This is a genomic window from Pseudomonas sp. PGPR40 (assembly GCF_022014505.1).
Taxonomy (GTDB): domain Bacteria; phylum Pseudomonadota; class Gammaproteobacteria; order Pseudomonadales; family Pseudomonadaceae; genus Aquipseudomonas.
The window spans coordinates 23,069-40,387 of sequence record NZ_JAKLSP010000015.1 but is presented as its reverse complement, the minus strand read 5'-3'; the positions used below and the strand labels follow the sequence as shown (position 1 = coordinate 40,387).

The 17,319-nt window shown below is 57.0% G+C and carries 20 protein-coding genes; 18 read left to right on the top strand and 2 right to left on the bottom strand.

Annotated features, from left to right (window positions below; all coding sequences use genetic code 11):
• Nucleotides 1-116 precede the first annotated feature (116 nt).
• Both MEB48_RS14490 and MEB48_RS14485 read left to right on the top strand, forming a co-directional pair.
• Complete coding sequence (locus MEB48_RS14490) at nucleotides 117-602, top strand: YajQ family cyclic di-GMP-binding protein (protein ID WP_007906601.1); 486 nt, start codon at nucleotides 117-119, stop codon at nucleotides 600-602.
• 229 nt (nucleotides 603-831) lie between these two features.
• Nucleotides 832-1,674, top strand: a complete 843-nt coding sequence (locus MEB48_RS14485; RefSeq protein WP_237884846.1) for a mechanosensitive ion channel family protein — start codon at nucleotides 832-834, stop codon at nucleotides 1,672-1,674.
• A gap of 145 nt (nucleotides 1,675-1,819) precedes the next feature.
• Here MEB48_RS14485 and MEB48_RS14480 read toward each other — a convergent pair whose 3' ends face one another.
• Nucleotides 1,820-3,148: an OprD family porin gene (locus MEB48_RS14480; RefSeq protein ID WP_237884845.1), complete on the bottom strand. Its 1,329-nt coding sequence runs from the start codon at nucleotides 3,146-3,148 to the stop codon at nucleotides 1,820-1,822.
• An 862-nt stretch (nucleotides 3,149-4,010) separates the two neighbouring features.
• On the opposite strand from MEB48_RS14480, the gene MEB48_RS14475 reads away from it, so the two are divergent.
• A complete protein-coding gene (locus tag MEB48_RS14475) occupies nucleotides 4,011-4,436 on the top strand; it encodes an HIT family protein (protein WP_237884844.1) in 426 nt (141 codons plus the stop codon).
• Nucleotides 4,437-4,439: 3 nt separating this feature from the next.
• On the top strand, nucleotides 4,440-4,646 hold the full coding sequence (locus MEB48_RS14470) for a SlyX family protein (protein ID WP_008029236.1): 207 nt from the start codon (nucleotides 4,440-4,442) through the stop codon (nucleotides 4,644-4,646).
• A gap of 62 nt (nucleotides 4,647-4,708) precedes the next feature.
• On the opposite strand, the gene MEB48_RS29255 is transcribed toward MEB48_RS14470, so the two are convergent.
• Nucleotides 4,709-5,311, bottom strand: a complete 603-nt coding sequence (locus tag MEB48_RS29255) for a cold-shock protein (protein ID WP_030131825.1) — start codon at nucleotides 5,309-5,311, stop codon at nucleotides 4,709-4,711.
• A 464-nt stretch (nucleotides 5,312-5,775) separates the two neighbouring features.
• Between MEB48_RS29255 and MEB48_RS14460 the strand changes: the two genes are divergently transcribed.
• The 14 genes from MEB48_RS14460 to ybgF all read left to right on the top strand — a co-directional run bounded on the left by MEB48_RS14460 (nucleotide 5,776) and on the right by ybgF (nucleotide 17,225).
• Complete coding sequence (locus tag MEB48_RS14460; protein ID WP_237884930.1) at nucleotides 5,776-6,114, top strand: ribbon-helix-helix domain-containing protein; 339 nt, start codon at nucleotides 5,776-5,778, stop codon at nucleotides 6,112-6,114.
• A gap of 133 nt (nucleotides 6,115-6,247) precedes the next feature.
• The gene (locus MEB48_RS14455; protein ID WP_003209804.1) at nucleotides 6,248-6,469 is read left to right on the top strand and encodes an FmdB family zinc ribbon protein; all 222 of its coding nucleotides are present in this window, start codon (nucleotides 6,248-6,250) and stop codon (nucleotides 6,467-6,469) included.
• Between the two features lie 120 nt (nucleotides 6,470-6,589).
• The gene (aspS, locus tag MEB48_RS14450; protein WP_237884843.1) at nucleotides 6,590-8,365 is read left to right on the top strand and encodes an aspartate--tRNA ligase; all 1,776 of its coding nucleotides are present in this window, start codon (nucleotides 6,590-6,592) and stop codon (nucleotides 8,363-8,365) included.
• A 123-nt stretch (nucleotides 8,366-8,488) separates the two neighbouring features.
• Entirely contained in the window at nucleotides 8,489-9,235 is a 747-nt protein-coding gene (locus MEB48_RS14445; protein WP_223490784.1) for a YebC/PmpR family DNA-binding transcriptional regulator, read from the top strand.
• Between the two features lie 132 nt (nucleotides 9,236-9,367).
• Nucleotides 9,368-9,892 (top strand): crossover junction endodeoxyribonuclease RuvC, encoded by a 525-nt coding sequence (ruvC, locus tag MEB48_RS14440; protein ID WP_007897036.1) that lies wholly within the window; start codon nucleotides 9,368-9,370, stop codon nucleotides 9,890-9,892.
• A gap of 115 nt (nucleotides 9,893-10,007) precedes the next feature.
• On the top strand, nucleotides 10,008-10,622 hold the full coding sequence (ruvA, locus tag MEB48_RS14435) for a Holliday junction branch migration protein RuvA (protein WP_038981959.1): 615 nt from the start codon (nucleotides 10,008-10,010) through the stop codon (nucleotides 10,620-10,622).
• Complete coding sequence (gene ruvB, locus MEB48_RS14430) at nucleotides 10,623-11,684, top strand: Holliday junction branch migration DNA helicase RuvB (protein WP_030131829.1); 1,062 nt, start codon at nucleotides 10,623-10,625, stop codon at nucleotides 11,682-11,684. It begins immediately after the preceding gene.
• 127 nt (nucleotides 11,685-11,811) lie between these two features.
• Nucleotides 11,812-12,279, top strand: a complete 468-nt coding sequence (ybgC, locus tag MEB48_RS14425) for a tol-pal system-associated acyl-CoA thioesterase (protein ID WP_095054356.1) — start codon at nucleotides 11,812-11,814, stop codon at nucleotides 12,277-12,279.
• Nucleotides 12,269-12,964 (top strand): protein TolQ, encoded by a 696-nt coding sequence (tolQ, locus tag MEB48_RS14420; RefSeq protein WP_007977321.1) that lies wholly within the window; start codon nucleotides 12,269-12,271, stop codon nucleotides 12,962-12,964. The genes ybgC and tolQ overlap by 11 nt, the downstream gene beginning before the upstream one ends.
• Nucleotides 12,965-12,987: 23 nt before the next feature.
• Nucleotides 12,988-13,440 (top strand): protein TolR, encoded by a 453-nt coding sequence (tolR, locus tag MEB48_RS14415; protein WP_237884929.1) that lies wholly within the window; start codon nucleotides 12,988-12,990, stop codon nucleotides 13,438-13,440.
• The gene (gene tolA / locus MEB48_RS14410) at nucleotides 13,440-14,519 is read left to right on the top strand and encodes a cell envelope integrity protein TolA (protein WP_095054355.1); all 1,080 of its coding nucleotides are present in this window, start codon (nucleotides 13,440-13,442) and stop codon (nucleotides 14,517-14,519) included. Before tolR ends, tolA begins: the two co-directional genes overlap by 1 nt.
• Complete coding sequence (gene tolB, locus MEB48_RS14405; protein WP_442969094.1) at nucleotides 14,516-15,817, top strand: Tol-Pal system beta propeller repeat protein TolB; 1,302 nt, start codon at nucleotides 14,516-14,518, stop codon at nucleotides 15,815-15,817. The genes tolA and tolB overlap by 4 nt, the downstream gene beginning before the upstream one ends.
• Nucleotides 15,818-15,869: 52 nt before the next feature.
• Entirely contained in the window at nucleotides 15,870-16,367 is a 498-nt protein-coding gene (gene pal, locus MEB48_RS14400; RefSeq protein WP_003178634.1) for a peptidoglycan-associated lipoprotein Pal, read from the top strand.
• 6 nt (nucleotides 16,368-16,373) lie between these two features.
• Complete coding sequence (gene ybgF, locus MEB48_RS14395) at nucleotides 16,374-17,225, top strand: tol-pal system protein YbgF (RefSeq protein WP_237884842.1); 852 nt, start codon at nucleotides 16,374-16,376, stop codon at nucleotides 17,223-17,225.
• The last annotated feature ends 94 nt before the right edge of the window (nucleotides 17,226-17,319 follow it).

Below are 17,319 nucleotides of genomic sequence, written 5' to 3'. Positions count from 1 at the left end.
GGCATGTGAGGCTCGCCGTATCGGTTGGAAAAGACCCGTTATAATGAGCCCGATTTTAACCGCAAGCCAAGCGCGCTCCATCGTTATCGAGCGCGCCTTTTTACTGGAGAGATTACATGCCGTCGTTCGACGTGGTATCCGAACTGGACAAACACGAAGTCACCAACGCGGTCGAGAACGCCGTCAAGGAACTCGATCGTCGCTATGACCTGAAAGGCAAAGGCACCTTCGAGTTCAAGGAAAAGGACCTGACCGTCAACCTGACCGCGGAAGCCGATTTCCAGCTCGAGGCGATGATCGAGATCCTCAAGCTGGCCCTGGTCAAGCGCAAGATCGACGTGCAGTGCCTCGAGGTCAAGGATGCCTACGCGTCGGGCAAGTTGATGAAGCAGGAAGCGGTCCTCAAGGAAGGCATCGACAAGGAGCTGGCGAAGAAAATCGTCGCTCACGTCAAAGACGCCAAGCTCAAGGTCCAGGCCGCCATTCAGGGCGAGCAAGTGCGCATCACCGGCAAGAAGCGTGATGATTTGCAGGAGGCGATTGCAGCTCTGCGCGCGAAGACGTTCGACATGCCGCTGCAGTTCAATAACTTCCGCGACTGACTTTTCAAGCGGGAACCTGTGGGAGCGAGCAAGCCCCAATGCCTGTAGGAGCGGGCTTGCCCGCGAAGACGGCAGTACAGTCAATATTGATGTTGCCTGACATACCGCTTTCGCGAGCAAGCTCGCTCCTACAGGGTTCCGTGCTCCCACCCATATTGTGCTTAACCCGGCGGGTCTTTCTGCCGCTCATTTTTTGCGTGCCGGGTAGCCGGAAATCAGGAGAAAGAAGATGGATTTGAATGCTGAAGTGGACAACCTGGTCAAGGTATCTCAGGCCTGGATTCCGATGATCATGGAGTACGGCAGCCGCGTGTTGTTGGCGGTGATTACCTTGGCCATCGGCTGGTGGCTGATCAACAAGGTTACGCAAAAGCTCGGTGGCCTGTTGGCGTTGCGTAACGCCGACCTGGCGCTGCAAGGGTTCATCAGCAGCCTGGCGAACATCATCCTCAAGGTGCTGCTGATCGTCAGCGTGGCGTCGATGATCGGTGTAGAAACCACGTCGTTCGTCGCGGCCATCGGTGCTGCCGGCCTGGCGATCGGTCTGGCGTTGCAGGGCAGCCTGGCGAACTTCGCCGGCGGCGTACTGATTCTGTTGTTCCGCCCGTTCCGCATCGGTGACTGGATCGAAGCTCAAGGTGTTGCCGGTACTGTCGACAGCATCCAGATCTTCCACACCGTACTGCGCACCGGCGATAACAAAACCATCATCGTGCCTAACGGTAATCTGTCGAATGGCATCATCACTAACACCAATCGTCAGCCGACCCGTAAGGTCGTGTTTGATGTGGGTGTTGCTTACGAGGCGGATTTGCAAAAGGCCCGTGAGGTGTTGCTGGACCTGGCCAAGGATCCGCGGGTATTGGCTGACCCGGCACCGGAAGCGGTGATTTCCATGTTGGGTGACAGTTCGATCACCGTTTCCCTGCGCGTGTGGGTGAAAACGGCTGACTATTGGAATGTGATGTTCATGTTTAACGAGCAATCGCGCGATCGCTTGAAGACCGCCGGCATCGATATTCCGTTTCCGCAGCGGGTTATTCGGATGGTTCAAGACTCGGCAACGGTGTAATGATTGGTCCTTCGATACATGTCTGACCTGTCGGTCAAACATGTTCGCCAAGAGCCAGAACTGTTAAACACAATGCTGTAGCCAATAAAAAAGGCCCATCCGAAGATGGGCCTTTTTTTGATTACCGCGAACCAGCTTTCGGCAATTACAGAACCGAAATCGGGTAGTCGACGATCAGACGGAACTCTTTGATATCGCCTTCGCCTTGGTCGCCATTGGCGAAGTGCCATGCTTGACGAACGCGGAAGGAAAGATCTTTTGCCGGGCCAGTCTGAACAACGTACTTGGCTTCCAGGTTGGTTTCGTTGTGCTTGCCATCTTCACCGTACAGGCCGGCGTAAGCACTGCCTGTTGGAGTGTTGGTGCCGTCGATGTCCCAACCTTTTACGTAACGGGTCATGAAGCTCAGACCTGGAACGCCGTACTCAGCCATTTTCAGGTCATAACGAACCTGGGCAGACTTCTCGTTAGGGCCGTTGAAGTCAGAGTACTGGATGGAGTTAGCGAGGAAGATCGAGTCGCCGCCGCGGTTGTTGTCACCCACGCCGATGTAGTCGAACGGGACGTCGCCGTTAACTTTCTGGAAGGCCACGGTAACGGTGTGTGCTTTCAGGAACGAGTAAGCAGCCGCCAGCGAGAACGTGGTGTTGCTGATCTCGCCTGCTTTGGCGGAACCGGTATCCTGGGTGTTGTAGATGTTACCGTCCAGGTTGATCGACTGATCGCTACCCATTGGGATGGTGTAGTTCAGGTTCGCGTAGTACTGGTTCCAGATGTCTTCCAGCTGGGCGCCGTACAACGATGCGCTGAGGTTCTCAGTGAATGCGTACTTGCCGCCAGCATAGTCTGCGCTGTCAGCGGTAACGCCGGCGTAGTTCGCCCACAGTTCGCCATCGCTGTTCATCTCATCCTGGCTGGAGGCCGAGTAGAAGTGACCGCCTTCCAGGTCCAGGTTGTTGATTTCGCTGCTCTGCAGTTGGAAACCGGTAGCGGTTTGAGGCACCAGGCGGGAACCGCCGATAGCGAATACTGGAGAGGTGCTTGGCTGCATCTCACCGAACTTCAGTTCGGTTTTGGAGACGCGAACCTTAACGGCGGCACCGGCTTTGCCGAAGTCGTCGTGGTTGCGGCCCTGGGAGTCACGGCTCAGGTTACCCGAGCCAGTTGTGCCGTCGCCACCGTCCAGTTTGATCCCCAGATAACCGAATGCATCAACGCCGACGCCTACGGTACCTTGGGTGTAACCGGAGCTGAGATTGGCCCAGAAGCCCTGAGTCCAGTCTTTCTGGTCGTTTGCGCCGTCTCTGCGGTCACGGTTGAAGTAATAGTTGCGAAGCAGCAAGTCGAACTTGGCGTCTTCAACAAAACCTTTGGCTTCAGCCTGGTCACTTACGAAAGGTGCGGCCGTAGCCATTTGAGTACTGGCTGCTGCTGCAACTGCCAGTGCGATCATGCTCCACTTCATCACGCGCATCGTGATTTGCTCCTTTGGTTTTTAGAAGAGTTACTGCCGTCCCACCTGTTTTATTATCTGGGCGGCTCTTTCTTTTTGTGTCGGCGCAAACTTATATCACGCCGACCCTGTTAGCGATACTTGCGCATTTAACCTTTCAGCTTCTTTACGACCCTGTCGCAAATGGCTGGGTAGATGTCGCAAATTCACAGTTCCGACGCAATCGGACGGACAACTTCAGCGCTGTTTTCCAAGGCTTGAGCATCGGTAAAAAGAATCCCTGGTCCTGCACTTGAATCTCCATCGGGCAACCCTGCCACTGTTTTTATTGGCCTTAAGGCTTCCACTTCCAGCGGAGCGCTTATAGACGATACGGATGTGAATGCAACAAGCGTGCACAAAACGGAATTCTGTTGCTGTTTTTCCCTAAAGGCCTGCCTGCTGCTGTAAAAAACCCATAAAACCGGGGGTTCAAGCTCGTCTTTCCTGAGCTTGACGCCATGCTTTGCCTCGTGGTTGACCCTCGAATTTAACCGCGAGACAACCAAAAACGTTACCGGTTCACCCCGCCAGTGAGTAGTTGGCGGATGCTGACGCACTGAGCGTAGACGTGTTGTGCGGTTTTGGTGCAGAAAATTTCATTTCCTGTACTGAATTCACACACTGTCGCTGTGTCGTGGATTCAAACAGGTGACGGCTGGTTCTGTCGTGGTGCATCCGGATCAAAATGACTCATGTTGTGGCGCCCGGAGGACGCTGTCGGGGCAGTTCGTCGTGAAGCGTGTGGCTTTCGCAGGTATGCTGCCTTCCTGTCGCTTGGTGCGCCGTCTTTTCTGTAGGGGCGCTAAGCTGAAAAAAAGATGACCAGAGGGGAGTGCGCGCAGTGTTCGCTTTAGATCCACGACTTCAACAAGACACATTGCCGATCGGCGATTTCCCGCTCTGTCGGTTGCTGTTGTCCAATGATTCAAACTACCCCTGGTTCATCCTCGTGCCACGCCGCGAGGATATCAGTGAGATATTTCAGTTAGATGTCGCAGATCAACAGCAGCTGTGGCGGGAAACGACTGCACTGGCGGAAATGCTCAAGGACTCATTCGATGCCGACAAGTTGAACATCGCGGCCTTGGGTAATGTCGTCAGTCAGTTGCACATGCATGTGATTGTGCGCAAGCGTGAGGACGCCGCCTGGCCAGCTCCGGTCTGGGGCAAGCAGCCAGCCAAGCCATATAGCCCAGAGCAAATCGCGACGATTCGTGAACGGCTGCGTCTGGTGTTGACCGATGATTTCACGTTTCTGGAGGGCTGAGTCATGAGCCTGGAAGAACGCGTTACCGATCTGGAGAGCCAACTGGCGTTTCAGGATGACACCATCCAGGCATTGAGTGATGTGCTGGCCACGCAGCAACGTGCAGTCGAGCGCCTGCAACTGCAAATGGCCGCGTTGCTCAAGCGACAAGAAGAAATGGCCGGCCAGTTCGAGACGTTTGAAGAAGAAGCGCCACCACCGCATTACTAAACTGCAGGCAATAAAAAACCGCGAACAGCCTGGGCTGTTCGCGGTTTTTTTTAGCCTTGGAATCAGCGACGCGGCAGGGCGGCGATCACATCTTCGGCTTGCAGGCCTTTGTCACGGTTCATGACAGAGAACTCCACGCGCTGGCCTTCGACCAGAACGCGGTGGCCTTCACCGCGAATCGCCCGGAAGTGCACGAAAATATCATCGCCGGAATCACGGGAGATAAAGCCGAAGCCTTTGGAGGTGTTGAACCATTTGACAGTGCCGGTATCGCGGTTGCTCATGTCATAGCTTGGCGAGGCGGCGGCCGGTGAAGATTTGTAGAAGCTGACGGCCAGGTGCAAAAGTACGGCGATCAGGGCAACGACCAGACTGAACAGAACGGCAGGTTGACCGGCGATGACAGGCATCGGGGCGAACAATGTCAGTGTTTGCAGTACCACAGCCAGAACCAGCAAGGCGCTGACCAGGTTTTGCAGTTGATGACGCGGGCCTTTGTTCCAGTAAGGGATAACAGGGGCAAGGGTGAGGTTGAGCAGGCCGAAAAAGGCCAGGTACAACGCATCGGGTTGTTGCAGGTAAGGTACCGCTTCGGATCGTAGGCTAGGGATGAAGGACAGCAGCAGGGCTGCTGCGCCCATTAGCAGGTGGACGATTTTCAACATTTTGATTAACTCACGTTAAGACGGATCACAAGGAAGAGCTGATGGAGTTCGGTTCGCTTCCGAACAATAAGAGGCGTTGGACACGTACCCCGCTATCAGCCTATGCGCAGCCCCCGGAAAATAGGCGGTAGCGACACACTGCCTATTTAACAGCAAAGCCCGCGGCTACTCAAATCAGGCGGTCCAGCGGTGCTTTCACTGGCCGGAAGGCGGATGACGCTTGCTGAGTATTGTTTGGGCGCTGTGTTCCTCGGATCTTTTACCTTTTCAGTGAGTGATGTTGCGTCAGTTTCTGTAGGAAACCGTCCGGCCTAGGACGTGCTCCATGATCTCCCCTCAGTTGTTGGCTTATCCTACGCGGGTGGTCAAAAAGTCATCTGGATATGCCTGTGCGCCTGCGCTTTTATAAGGAAACGGAATATGACTCTTATAAGCAGCAAGGATGGCAAAGGAGTGTCGACGGTATGGTTCATGAAGACAGGCGAAACGAAGGGAGGGTCGGTCCGCTCAGGGATGTAAGGATTGACTCATTAGTCAGTGAATTCGATATGGGCCTGGCCCAGCCATTATCCCGGTCAGTACGTTTGAATGGCTTTGCGACCTGTTTGCGGCTTGAGCAGGTCTATTGGGATATTTTGGGTGATATGGCCAAGGTCAATTGCTGCTCGGTCAGTGCGCTGCTGTCCCACGTGGATCGCGAAGTGCATTTGCGTCATGGCGGGGTGAAGAATTTCACCGGGCTGGTGCGGGTTGTCTGCGTCGTGCATAGCTTGAAGGAGGGAGGTTGCCTCGTCATGGCTTAGCGGGGTTGATCGTGTCGAGTGTCGGTCTGTGCAGTCTTACGGCTGCACAGGCTGCATTTAATGGATATAATCCCGCTCTTTGCCGCAAAGCCCAGCATGCGCGGTAGCAATCTGATCGCCGAGACAACCCCCCATGCCGATGTACGACTATCAATGTGCTTCCTGTGGTCATCAGTTGGAAGCCATTCAAAAGATCAGCGCAGCACCGCTGGTCGACTGCCCTGCCTGCCAGGCGCCAGAGCTTAAAAAGATGCTGTCCATGCCGGGCTTCCGCCTCAGCGGCAACGGCTGGTACGAAACCGACTTCAAGACCGGTTCCAAGAAAAATCTGGCCGGTGGCGACAAAGCTGACTAGGGTCTAGCGCCCGGGCTGAATGACACGCGTGAGTTCTTGCATCATCCGGCACCTTATTCAAGTGCGGGGGCGGCAAGGCCTCCAACCGAATTTCGAATTACGAGAAGTGAAACCACTACCATGATGCGCAGCCATTATTGCGGCCAACTGAACGAAAGCCTGGAAGGCCAGGAAATTACCCTTTGTGGATGGGTTCACCGTCGCCGTGACCACGGTGGGGTGATTTTCCTCGATATCCGTGATCGTGACGGTCTGGCCCAGGTGGTGTTCGACCCGGACCGCGCTGAATCCTTCGCTGCCGCCGATCGCGTGCGCAGCGAATACGTGGTCAAGATCACCGGCAAGGTTCGCCTGCGTCCGGCCGGTGCCACCAACGCCAACATGGCGTCTGGCATGATCGAAGTGCTGGGCTACGAGCTGGAAGTGTTGAACGAAGCGGAAACCCCGCCGTTCCCGCTCAACGAGTTCTCCGACGTCGGCGAAGAAACCCGCCTGCGTTATCGCTTCCTCGATCTGCGCCGTCCGGAAATGCTCGAGAAGCTGCGTCTGCGTTCGCGCATGACCACCAGCATCCGTCGCTTCCTGGACGAGAACGGCTTCCTCGATGTCGAGACGCCGATTCTGACCCGCGCCACGCCAGAAGGCGCTCGCGACTACCTGGTGCCGAGCCGTACTCACGCCGGTAGCTTCTTCGCCTTGCCGCAATCGCCACAGCTGTTCAAGCAGCTGCTGATGGTCGCCGGCTTCGACCGTTACTACCAGATCGCCAAGTGCTTCCGCGACGAAGATCTGCGCGCCGACCGTCAGCCGGAATTCACCCAGATCGACATCGAGACCAGCTTCCTCGATGAAAAAGAGATCATGGGCATCACCGAACAAATGATCCGCAACCTGTTCAAGGAAGTGCTGGACCTGGAGTTCGGCGACTTCCCGCACATGACCTTCGAAGAGGCCATGCGTCGTTACGGTTCCGACAAGCCGGACTTGCGTAACCCGCTGGAACTGGTTGACGTTGCCGATCAACTGAAAGAAGTCGACTTCAAGGTGTTCAGCGGCCCGGCCAATGACCCGAAATGCCGTATCGCTGCTTTGCGCGTTCCAGGCGGGGCGAGCATGCCGCGCAAGCAGATCGACGATTACACCAAGTTCGTCGGCATCTATGGTGCCAAGGGCTTGGCGTACATCAAAGTCAACGAGCGCGCTGCTGGTGTTGAAGGTCTGCAGTCGCCGATCGTGAAAAACATCCCGGAAGCCAACCTGAACGTGATCCTCGATCGCGTCGGCGCCGTCGATGGCGACATCGTGTTCTTCGGTGCCGACAAAGCCAAGATCGTCAGCGAAGCCCTGGGCGCGCTGCGGATCAAGGTCGGTCACGATCTGAACCTGCTGACCTGCGAGTGGGCACCGATGTGGGTCGTCGACTTCCCGATGTTCGAAGAAAACGATGACGGCAGCTTCACTGCCTTGCACCACCCGTTCACCGCGCCGAAATGCACGCCGCAAGAACTGGAAGCCAGCCCGGCGACCGCGCTGTCCCGTGCCTACGACATGGTTCTGAACGGCACCGAACTGGGTGGCGGTTCGATCCGTATCCACCGTAAGGAAATGCAACAGTCGGTGTTCCGTCTGCTGGGTATCAGCGAAGCGGAACAGGAAGAGAAATTCGGCTTCCTGCTCGACGCCCTGAAATACGGCGCGCCGCCGCACGGTGGTCTGGCCTTCGGTCTGGATCGTCTGGTGATGCTGATGACCGGCGCCCAGTCGATCCGTGAAGTGATCGCCTTCCCGAAAACCCAGAGCGCTGCCTGTGTCATGACTCAGGCACCGGGTCTGGTGGACGCCAAGGCATTGCGCGAACTGCACATCCGTCTGCGCGAAACGCCAAAGGCTGAGTAAGGCTGACCTTGCGGGCGCATCTTCGGATGCGCCCTTTCTTTTATAGACAGGGTCGAGATTTTTTTTTGCTGGCTGGCGCATTATGGCGTGGCGGGCAATGTTTCAAAGATAACGGAGCGAGTTATGGCGGGTCATTCCAAGTGGGCGAACATCAAGCACCGCAAAGAACGTCAGGATGCCAAGAAGGGCAAGATTTTCACCAAGTGGATTCGTGAACTGACGGTTGCTGCTCGTCAGGGCGGCGGTGATCCGGGCTCCAACCCGCGTTTGCGTCTGGCGCTGGATAAAGCGCTGGGTGCGAACATGAGCCGCGACATCATCGACCGCGCGGTTGCTCGCGGTGCCGGTGCTGCCGATACCGACGACATGGTCGAGCTGACTTACGAAGGCTATGGACCGGGCGGTGTGGCGGTGATGGTCGAATGCATGACCGACAACCGCAACCGCACCGCAGCGGCGGTTCGCCATGCGTTCAGCAAATGCGGCGGCAACCTCGGCACCGACGGTTCGGTGGCCTACCTGTTCGAACGCAAGGGGCAGATTTCCTTCGCGCCAGGCATTGATGAAGATGCATTGATGGAAGCGGCCATGGAAGCCGACGCCGATGACGTGGTGACCCACGAAGACGGTTCCATTGATGTATTCACCTCGTTCGCTGGCTTCTATTCCGTGCGCAACGCTTTGGAAGCCGCAGGCTTCAAGGGCGATGACGCGGAAATCGTCATGCTGCCGACCACCAGCGCCGAGCTGGACCTGGAAGGCGCCGAGAAGGTTCTGAAGTTGATCGACATGCTTGAAGACCTGGATGACGTGCAAAACGTGTATTCCAACGCCGACATTCCAGAGGCGGTGGCCGCACAGCTCGGTTGATCGACACCGCCATTGTAGGAGCTGGCTTGCCAGCGAAGGCAGCCTCAAGACTTGCACACGTTCAAGGACCTCTTCGCTGGCAAGCCAGCTCCTACAATTCCCTCGGACATTCGTGTCAGCACTGCAGGCGTTATGACTTTAATTCTTGGAATCGACCCCGGTTCGCGTATCACCGGTTATGGCGTGGTACGTGATACCGGGCGTGGCTGCGTGTACGTGGCGTCGGGCTGCATTCGCACTGGCTCCGGCGAGCTGCATGAGCGCCTGCAAATCGTCTATCGCGGCGTGCGTGAAGTGATCCAGACCTACGGCCCGGTGACGATGGGCATCGAAAAAGTCTTCATGGCCCGCAATGCCGATTCCGCCCTCAAACTCGGTCAGGCCCGCGGCGCAGCCATCGTGGCCGGTGCCGAAGAAAGCCTGGAAATCGCCGAATACACCGCGACCCAAGTCAAACAGGCGGTGACCGGCACCGGCGGGGCGAACAAAGAACAAGTTCAAATGATGGTCATGCACATGCTGAAATTGACCAGCAAGCCGCAAATCGATGCTTCGGATGCCCTGGCCATCGCGATTTGCCATGCTCACACCCGTTCCAGCTTGTTGCCTCATGGTCTGGGCACGGCACGCAGTCGTGGCGGGCGCCTGCGTCTCTGATAGCATCAGCAATCATTTTTTATGGAATGAGGGTTTTGCGCCTGTGTTGTCGGCGCAAAACCCTTGTTCTGTCAGTCGCCAGCACTGATCTGGCCAAGGCTCAAGGATCTGAAACGTGATTGGACGCTTGCGCGGCACTTTGGCTGAGAAACAGCCGCCGCACCTGATTCTGGATGTAAATGGTCTGGGTTATGAGCTGGAAGTGCCCATGACTACGCTTTATCGCTTGCCGTCGGTCGGTGAACCGCTGACCTTGCACACCCATTTGGTCGTACGCGAGGACGCGCAGTTACTCTATGGCTTCTTTGGCAAGCGCGAGCGAGACTTTTTTCGCGAATTGATCCGTCTCAATGGTGTGGGGCCGAAACTGGCGCTGGCTTTGATGTCGAGCCTGGAGGTCGACGAGCTGGTTCGTTGCGTGCAGTCCCAGGACACTTCGGCTCTGACCAAGGTGCCGGGCGTGGGCAAAAAGACGGCCGAGCGTTTGCTGGTGGAACTCAAGGACCGCTTCAAAGCGTGGGAAACCGTGCCAGCGATGTTCGCGTTGGTGCCAAACCAGCCGGGTGGGCCAGATGCGCCTCCGGTCGCCACCGCCGAAAATGACGCGGTCAGCGCGCTGATTTCCCTGGGCTACAAACCGCAAGAAGCGAGCAAGGCGATTTCTGCGATCAAGGAGAAAGGTTTGAGCAGTGAAGACATGATTCGTCGTGCCCTTAAGGGAATGATCTAAGTGATTGAAGCTGATCGTCTGATCGCCGCCACGGGTGGTCCCCGTGACCGCGAGGAAGTCCAGGACCGGGCGATTCGTCCTGTCAGCCTGGCCGAATACATTGGCCAGCCGGCCGTTCGCGAGCAAATGGAGTTGTTCATCCAGGCTGCGCGAGGGCGCAATGAATCCCTGGATCACACCCTGATTTTCGGCCCTCCGGGCCTGGGTAAAACCACTCTGGCCAACATCATTGCCCAGGAAATGGGCGTGTCGATCAAAAGCACGTCGGGGCCGGTCCTCGAGCGCCCGGGCGACTTGGCTGCGCTGCTGACCAACCTTGAACCCCATGACGTGCTGTTCATCGACGAGATCCATCGGTTGTCGCCGATCGTCGAAGAAGTGCTGTACCCGGCCATGGAAGACTTCCAGCTCGACATCATGATCGGCGAAGGGCCGGCCGCGCGCTCGATCAAACTCGATCTGCCGCCGTTCACCCTGGTCGGTGCAACCACCCGTGCCGGCATGCTGACCAATCCGTTGCGCGACCGTTTCGGGATCGTCCAGCGCCTGGAGTTCTACAGCACCGCCGATCTGGCAACGATTGTCAGTCGTTCGGCGAACATTCTCGGTTTGCCACTGGACCCGGAAGGTGCCTTTGAAATCGCCCGCCGTGCCCGTGGCACGCCACGAATCGCCAACCGCTTGCTGCGCCGTGTCCGTGATTTCGCCGAAGTTCGCGCCAAGGGCCACATCACCAAACCGGTCGCCGACCTGGCGCTGAACCTGCTGGATGTCGATGAGCGCGGCTTCGACCATCAGGATCGACGCCTGCTGCTGACCATGATCGAGAAGTTCGACGGTGGGCCGGTGGGGGTCGATAACCTGGCGGCCGCCATCAGCGAAGAGCGCCATACCATTGAAGATGTGCTGGAGCCGTATTTGATCCAGCAGGGCTACATCATGCGCACTCCCCGGGGGCGGGTGGTCACTCGGCATGCGTACCTGCACTTCGGTTTAAACATCCCGTCACGATTAGGCGAGATGCCTGTGGTAGACGAGTTCCTCGATGCCGTGGACGATTAATAGCCTTTGCGCGCTGATTTATTCGGGGTTTGTACTGTCCCAGGACCGTACTTTCGCCAGAAAGCCGCGAATCAATGAAAAACAGTTGCCTGGCCGGATTGGCAACCTGAGGAGTAAGCACTAGAGTATGCGCGCGCAAAACGGGCTTGAGCCTTTCGCACATCGTTGTCGCGTTTATTACGAGGACACCGATGCGGGCGGCATCGTGTATTACGTCAATTACCTCAAGTTTATGGAACGGGCTCGAACCGAGCGGCTCCGGGAGCTGGGCTTTGCCCAGTCGGCGCTGGCAGGGGAGGACCTGTTGTTCGTCGTGCATTCCAGCGAAGCGCGTTACCACGCGCCGGCGCGACTGGACGACGAACTGCTGGTGAGCGCTGAAGTCATTGAATTGAACCGGGTCAGCCTGCGCTTCAAGCAGCAGGTCAGGCGGGCTACGGATAATGTGCTGCTCTGCGAAGGGCAGTTTCTGGTGGCCTGTGTGCGCACCAACAGTTTGAAACCCCGGGCCATTCCCGAAGCTCTACGTGCGGCCTTTGCCGACGTGAGCGGCGCGGGTACACACTCAACGCAGGAGATAAAGCGTGGAAGCTAACGTCGTCGACCATTCCTCCATGTGGAGCCTGGTCAGCAATGCCAGTATCGTGGTGCAACTGGTAATGCTGACCCTGGTAGCCGCATCGGTAACCTCATGGATCATGATTTTTCAGCGCAGCAACTTGCTGCGCGCCGGTCGACGTGCCCTGGAGAGCTTTGAAGAGCGCTTCTGGTCCGGTATCGACCTGTCCAAACTCTACCGTCAGGCCGGCAGCAACCCAGATCCGGATTCCGGCGTCGAGCAGATCTTCCGTGCCGGTTTCAAGGAGTTCTCCCGTCTGCGTCAGCAGTCAGGCGTTGACCCGGAAGCGGTCATGGAAGGCGTGGCGCGCGCCATGCGCGTGGCCATCTCCCGTGAGGAAGAAAAGCTCGAGCAGAGCCTGCCGTTCCTCGCCACCGTCGGTTCCGTCAGCCCGTACATCGGTCTGTTCGGTACGGTCTGGGGCATCATGAACTCCTTCCGTGGTCTGGCAACTGCCCAGCAAGCGACCCTGGCCACTGTGGCCCCGGGTATCGCCGAAGCACTGATTGCTACCGCGATCGGTCTGTTCGCCGCCATCCCGGCCGTTATCGCGTACAACCGTTTTGCTGCCCGCAGCGAAACCCTGTTGGGCCGTTACTACACCTTCGCCGATGAATTCCAGGCGATCCTGCACCGCAAAGTGCACACCAGCGAAGAATAAGCAGGTAATTTCCAATGGCTTTAATCGCTCGAGCTCGCAAAAAGCGCAAGCCGGTTGCCGAGATGAACGTGGTGCCTTACATCGACGTGATGCTGGTACTGCTGGTCATCTTCATGGTGACCGCACCGATGCTCAATCAGGGCGTGAAAGTTGATCTGCCCAAGGTTTCCAGCGAAGCCTTGCCGCAGGACAACAACACTCAGGTCCTGACCATTTCGATCAAGGCTGACAAGACCTACTACTGGAACCTTGGCAGCGAAGTCGACACCGATAAGCAGCAGGACAAGGCCATGACCTTGCCGCAAATGACCGAAGCCGTGAAAAAGATCATCAACGCCGGCAACGGTAACGGTAAGCGCACCCAGGTCTTCATTCGTGGCGACAAGACTGTCGATTACGGTTCCGTCATGGGCGCGATGGGTGGGTTGCAGAAAGCCGGGGTCGGTAATGTTGGCTTGATTACCGAGGCACCCTGATGCAGCAAATGCGAGAGCCGTCCGCCTCGGAAAGCTACTTCTGGCCTAGTGTCTGGGCGATTGTCTTGCACGTGCTGGTGTTCGGCATGCTGTTCGTCAGTTTCGCCTTCACACCGGAATTGCCGCCGGCCAAGCCGATTGTCCAGGCGACCTTGTACCAGCTGAAATCGAAAAGTCGGGCGACCACCCAGACCAATCAGAAGATTGCGGGTGAGGCGCAGAAATCCGCCGCGCGCCAGACTGAAGTCGAACAGATGGAACAGAAGAAGATCGAGCAGGAAGCGATCAAGGCCGCGGAACAAAAGAAGGAAGATGCGGCTCAAAAAGCCGAAGAATCCAAGAAGGCCGACGAGACGAAGAAAGCGGAAGAGGCAAAAAAGGCTGATGAAGCCAAGAAAGCCGATGAAGCGAAGAAGACCGCCGAAGCCAAAAAGGCCGAAGAGAAACAATTGGCTGATATAGCCAAGAAGAAATCTGAAGAAGAAGCCAAAAAAGCTGCTGAAGAAGAGGCCAAGAAAGCGGCCGCTGAAGAAGCGAAGAAAAAGATCGTCGAAGACGCGAAGAAGAAAGCCGCCGAAGACGCCAAGAAGAAATCTGAAGCTGAAGAGGCGAAGAAGAAGGTCGCCGAAGACGCGAAGAAGAAAGCTGCTGCCGATGCTGCGAAGAAAAAATCGCAGGAAGCAGCACGTAAATCCGCCGAAGACAAAAAGGCCCAGGCCCTGGCAGATTTGCTTTCCGACACGCCGCAGCGTCAGCAGGCCTTGGCCGATGAGCAGGGTGATGAAGTCGCCGGCAGTTTCGATGATCTGATTCGTGCTCGTGCAGCGGAAGGCTGGGCTCGTCCACCTTCGGCACGCAAGGGCATGACGGTCGTGTTGCAAATCGGCATGTTGCCCGATGGTACGGTGACTTCGGTTGGCGTGGCCAAGTCCAGCGGCGATGGTCCGTTTGACGCCTCCGCAGTAGCGGCGGTCAAGAACATTGGACGTTTGACAGAAATGCAAGGAATGAAGCCGAGCGATTTCGCTCCGTATCGTTCATTCAAGATGACATTCACACCTGAGGATCTAGCCTTGTGAGAAACCTTCTTCGAGGAATGCTTGTCGTTATCTGCTGCCTGGCAGGGATAGCGGCAGCTGATGAAAAAAACATTCTGGTCACCAGCGGCAGTGATCGGGCCACCCCGATTGCAGTCGTTCCGTTCGGCAACCAGGGCGGCAGCGTGCTGCCGGACGACATGGCCGAAATCATCGGTAACGACCTGCGTAACTCGGGTTACTACTCGCCGATTCCGAAACAGAACATGATCAGCCAGCCAAGCCAGGCCAGCGAAATCATCTACCGTGACTTCAAGGCGCTGGGCGCCCAGTACGTCATGGTCGGCAGCATTGTTCCGGCGGGCGGTCGCCTGCAGGTTCAATACGCATTGTTCAACGTCGCCACCGAGCAGCAAGTGCTGACCGGCAGCGTTTCGGGCAGCGTCGATCAATTGCGCGACATGGCGCACTACATTTCCGACCAGTCGTTCGAGAAACTTACCGGTATCAAAGGTGCGTTCTCGACGCGTCTGCTGTACGTGACAGCCGAGCGGTTTTCCGAGAAGAACACTCGCTACACGCTGCAACGTTCGGACTATGACGGTGCCCGCGCCGTGACCCTGCTGCAATCGCGCGAGCCGATCCTGTCGCCGCGTTTTGCACCGGATGGCAAGCGCATTGCCTATGTGTCGTTCGAGCAGAAGCGTCCGCGTATTTTCATGCAGAACATCGACACCGGTCGCCGTGAGCAGATCACCAACTTCGAAGGCCTGAATGGTGCGCCAGCATGGTCGCCGGATGGTCAGCGCCTGGCGTTCGTGCTGTCGAAAGACGGCAACCCGGACATTTATGTGATGAACCTGGGTTCGCGTCAGATCAGTCGCGTCACCAACGGTCAAGGCATCAACACCGAACCGTTCTGGGGTAAAGATGGTTCGACCATCTACTTCACCTCCGACCGTGGCGGCAAGCCACAGATCTACAAAACCAGCGCAAGCGGTGGTGGTGCGGAGCGTGTGACCTTCATCGGTAACTACAACGCCAACCCTAAACTGTCGGCGGATGAAAAGACCCTGGTGATGATCCATCGTCAGCAAGGCTTCACCAATTTCAAGGTGGCGGCCCAGGATTTGCAGCGCGGTAGTGTAAAGATCCTCACTGATAGCACTCTGGACGAGTCGCCTACTGTTGCGCCCAACGGCACCATGGTAATCTACGCCACCCGCCAGCAGGGCCGGGGAGTCTTGATGCTCGTGTCCATTAATGGACGCGTGAGGCTCCCGCTTCCTACCGCACAAGGCGAAGTCAGAGAACCGTCCTGGTCCCCTTACCTGAACTGACGCGGCGCTATACGTTGTACTTAACACACTGGGGTTCATTAGGAGTTTCACGATGGAAATGCTGAAGTTTGGTAAATTTGCTGCGCTGGCTCTGGCCATGGCTGTAGCTGTAGGTTGCTCGTCCAAAGGCGGCGACAACGCCGGTGAAGGCGCTGTTGATCCAAACGCTGGTTACGGCGCTAACACTGGTGCTGTTGACGGTTCCCTGAGCGAAGAAGCTGCTCTGCGCGCAATCACCACCTTCTACTTCGAATACGATAGCTCGGACCTGAAGCCAGAAGCCATGCGCGCTCTGGACGTTCACGCCAAAGACCTGAAAGCAAACGGCGCTCGCGTTGTTCTGGAAGGCAACACCGACGAACGTGGTACTCGTGAGTACAACATGGCACTGGGCGAGCGTCGTGCGAAAGCCGTTCAGCGTTACCTGGTACTGCAAGGTGTTTCCCCAGCTCAGCTGGAACTGGTTTCCTACGGCGAAGAGCGTCCAGTTGCTACCGGCAACGACGAGCAGTCCTGGGCTCAAAACCGTCGCGTCGAACTGCGTAAGTAATTCGTCATGCGAACGTGCCGTCGTGCTGTAACTGTTTTGGCTCTCAGCCTCGCACCGCTTGCGGTGTGGGCTGCGGTTCCTGTGGTCGAGGACAACTCCGGCTATGACAATAGCGGGAGCAGTTATCCGCCTGCGGGTTACGGTACGAACGGCGCCTATGCCGGGGGAGGGGTTTCGGCCCCTGTCTCGGCACAGGGTCAGCTGTTCAACCAACTGCAACAAATGCAGGATCAGATCTCGCGCCAACAGGGTGTGATCGAAGAGCTGCAAAATGATGTAGCGCGCATGAAGCAAGAGAACCTGGAGCGATATCAGGATCTTGATCGGCGCATAGGAACCGGTGTTGCACCCGCCGCGACTCCTGATAATTCTTCCACCGGTGGCGATCTGAACGCCCCCGGTGCAGCAGCCGGCGCAGGTGCAGGAGCGGCCGCCGCTGCCACTTCCACACAAGCGCCTGCCGCGGGTGGCGAACCGGCTGATCCGGCGAAGGAAAAGCTGTATTACGATGCAGCCTTCGACCTGATCAAGGCCAAGGATTTCGACAAGGCCAGCCAGGCTTTCGCCGCATTCCTGCGCAAATACCCGAACAGCCAATACGCGGGCAACGCTCAGTATTGGTTGGGCGAAGTGAACCTGGCCAAAGGCGATCTGCAAGGTGCAGGTCAGGCATTTGCCAAGGTTTCGCAGCTGTATCCAAAGCACAACAAAGTGCCAGACTCGCTGTACAAGCTCGCTGATGTAGAGCGCCGCCTCGGTCATACCGACCGGGTCAAAGGCATTCTGCAGCAGGTCGTGTCCCAATATCCGGGCACTTCCGCCGCTCAGTTGGCACAACGCGACTTGCAGCGCATGTAAGCCTGCTTGACCGTTTCGAAGAAACCCGCGCTTGTCGCGGGTTTTTTCGTTAGAATTCACCCCCTTTTTATGAAATACGCTTTTTGGGATCTGC

Coding starts and splice junctions, on each gene's coding strand:
- MEB48_RS14490 (WP_007906601.1), top strand. CDS start 117: ATGCCGTCGTTCGACGTGGTATCCGAACTGGACAAACACGAAGTCACC.
- MEB48_RS14485 (WP_237884846.1), top strand. CDS start 832: ATGGATTTGAATGCTGAAGTGGACAACCTGGTCAAGGTATCTCAGGCC.
- MEB48_RS14480 (WP_237884845.1), bottom strand. CDS start 3,148: ATGCGCGTGATGAAGTGGAGCATGATCGCACTGGCAGTTGCAGCAGCA.
- MEB48_RS14470 (WP_008029236.1), top strand. CDS start 4,440: ATGAGCCTGGAAGAACGCGTTACCGATCTGGAGAGCCAACTGGCGTTT.
- MEB48_RS29255 (WP_030131825.1), bottom strand. CDS start 5,311: ATGTTGAAAATCGTCCACCTGCTAATGGGCGCAGCAGCCCTGCTGCTG.
- MEB48_RS14460 (WP_237884930.1), top strand. CDS start 5,776: ATGGTTCATGAAGACAGGCGAAACGAAGGGAGGGTCGGTCCGCTCAGG.
- MEB48_RS14455 (WP_003209804.1), top strand. CDS start 6,248: ATGCCGATGTACGACTATCAATGTGCTTCCTGTGGTCATCAGTTGGAA.
- aspS (WP_237884843.1), top strand. CDS start 6,590: ATGATGCGCAGCCATTATTGCGGCCAACTGAACGAAAGCCTGGAAGGC.
- MEB48_RS14445 (WP_223490784.1), top strand. CDS start 8,489: ATGGCGGGTCATTCCAAGTGGGCGAACATCAAGCACCGCAAAGAACGT.
- ruvC (WP_007897036.1), top strand. CDS start 9,368: ATGACTTTAATTCTTGGAATCGACCCCGGTTCGCGTATCACCGGTTAT.
- ybgC (WP_095054356.1), top strand. CDS start 11,812: ATGCGCGCGCAAAACGGGCTTGAGCCTTTCGCACATCGTTGTCGCGTT.
- tolA (WP_095054355.1), top strand. CDS start 13,440: ATGCAGCAAATGCGAGAGCCGTCCGCCTCGGAAAGCTACTTCTGGCCT.
- pal (WP_003178634.1), top strand. CDS start 15,870: ATGGAAATGCTGAAGTTTGGTAAATTTGCTGCGCTGGCTCTGGCCATG.
- ybgF (WP_237884842.1), top strand. CDS start 16,374: ATGCGAACGTGCCGTCGTGCTGTAACTGTTTTGGCTCTCAGCCTCGCA.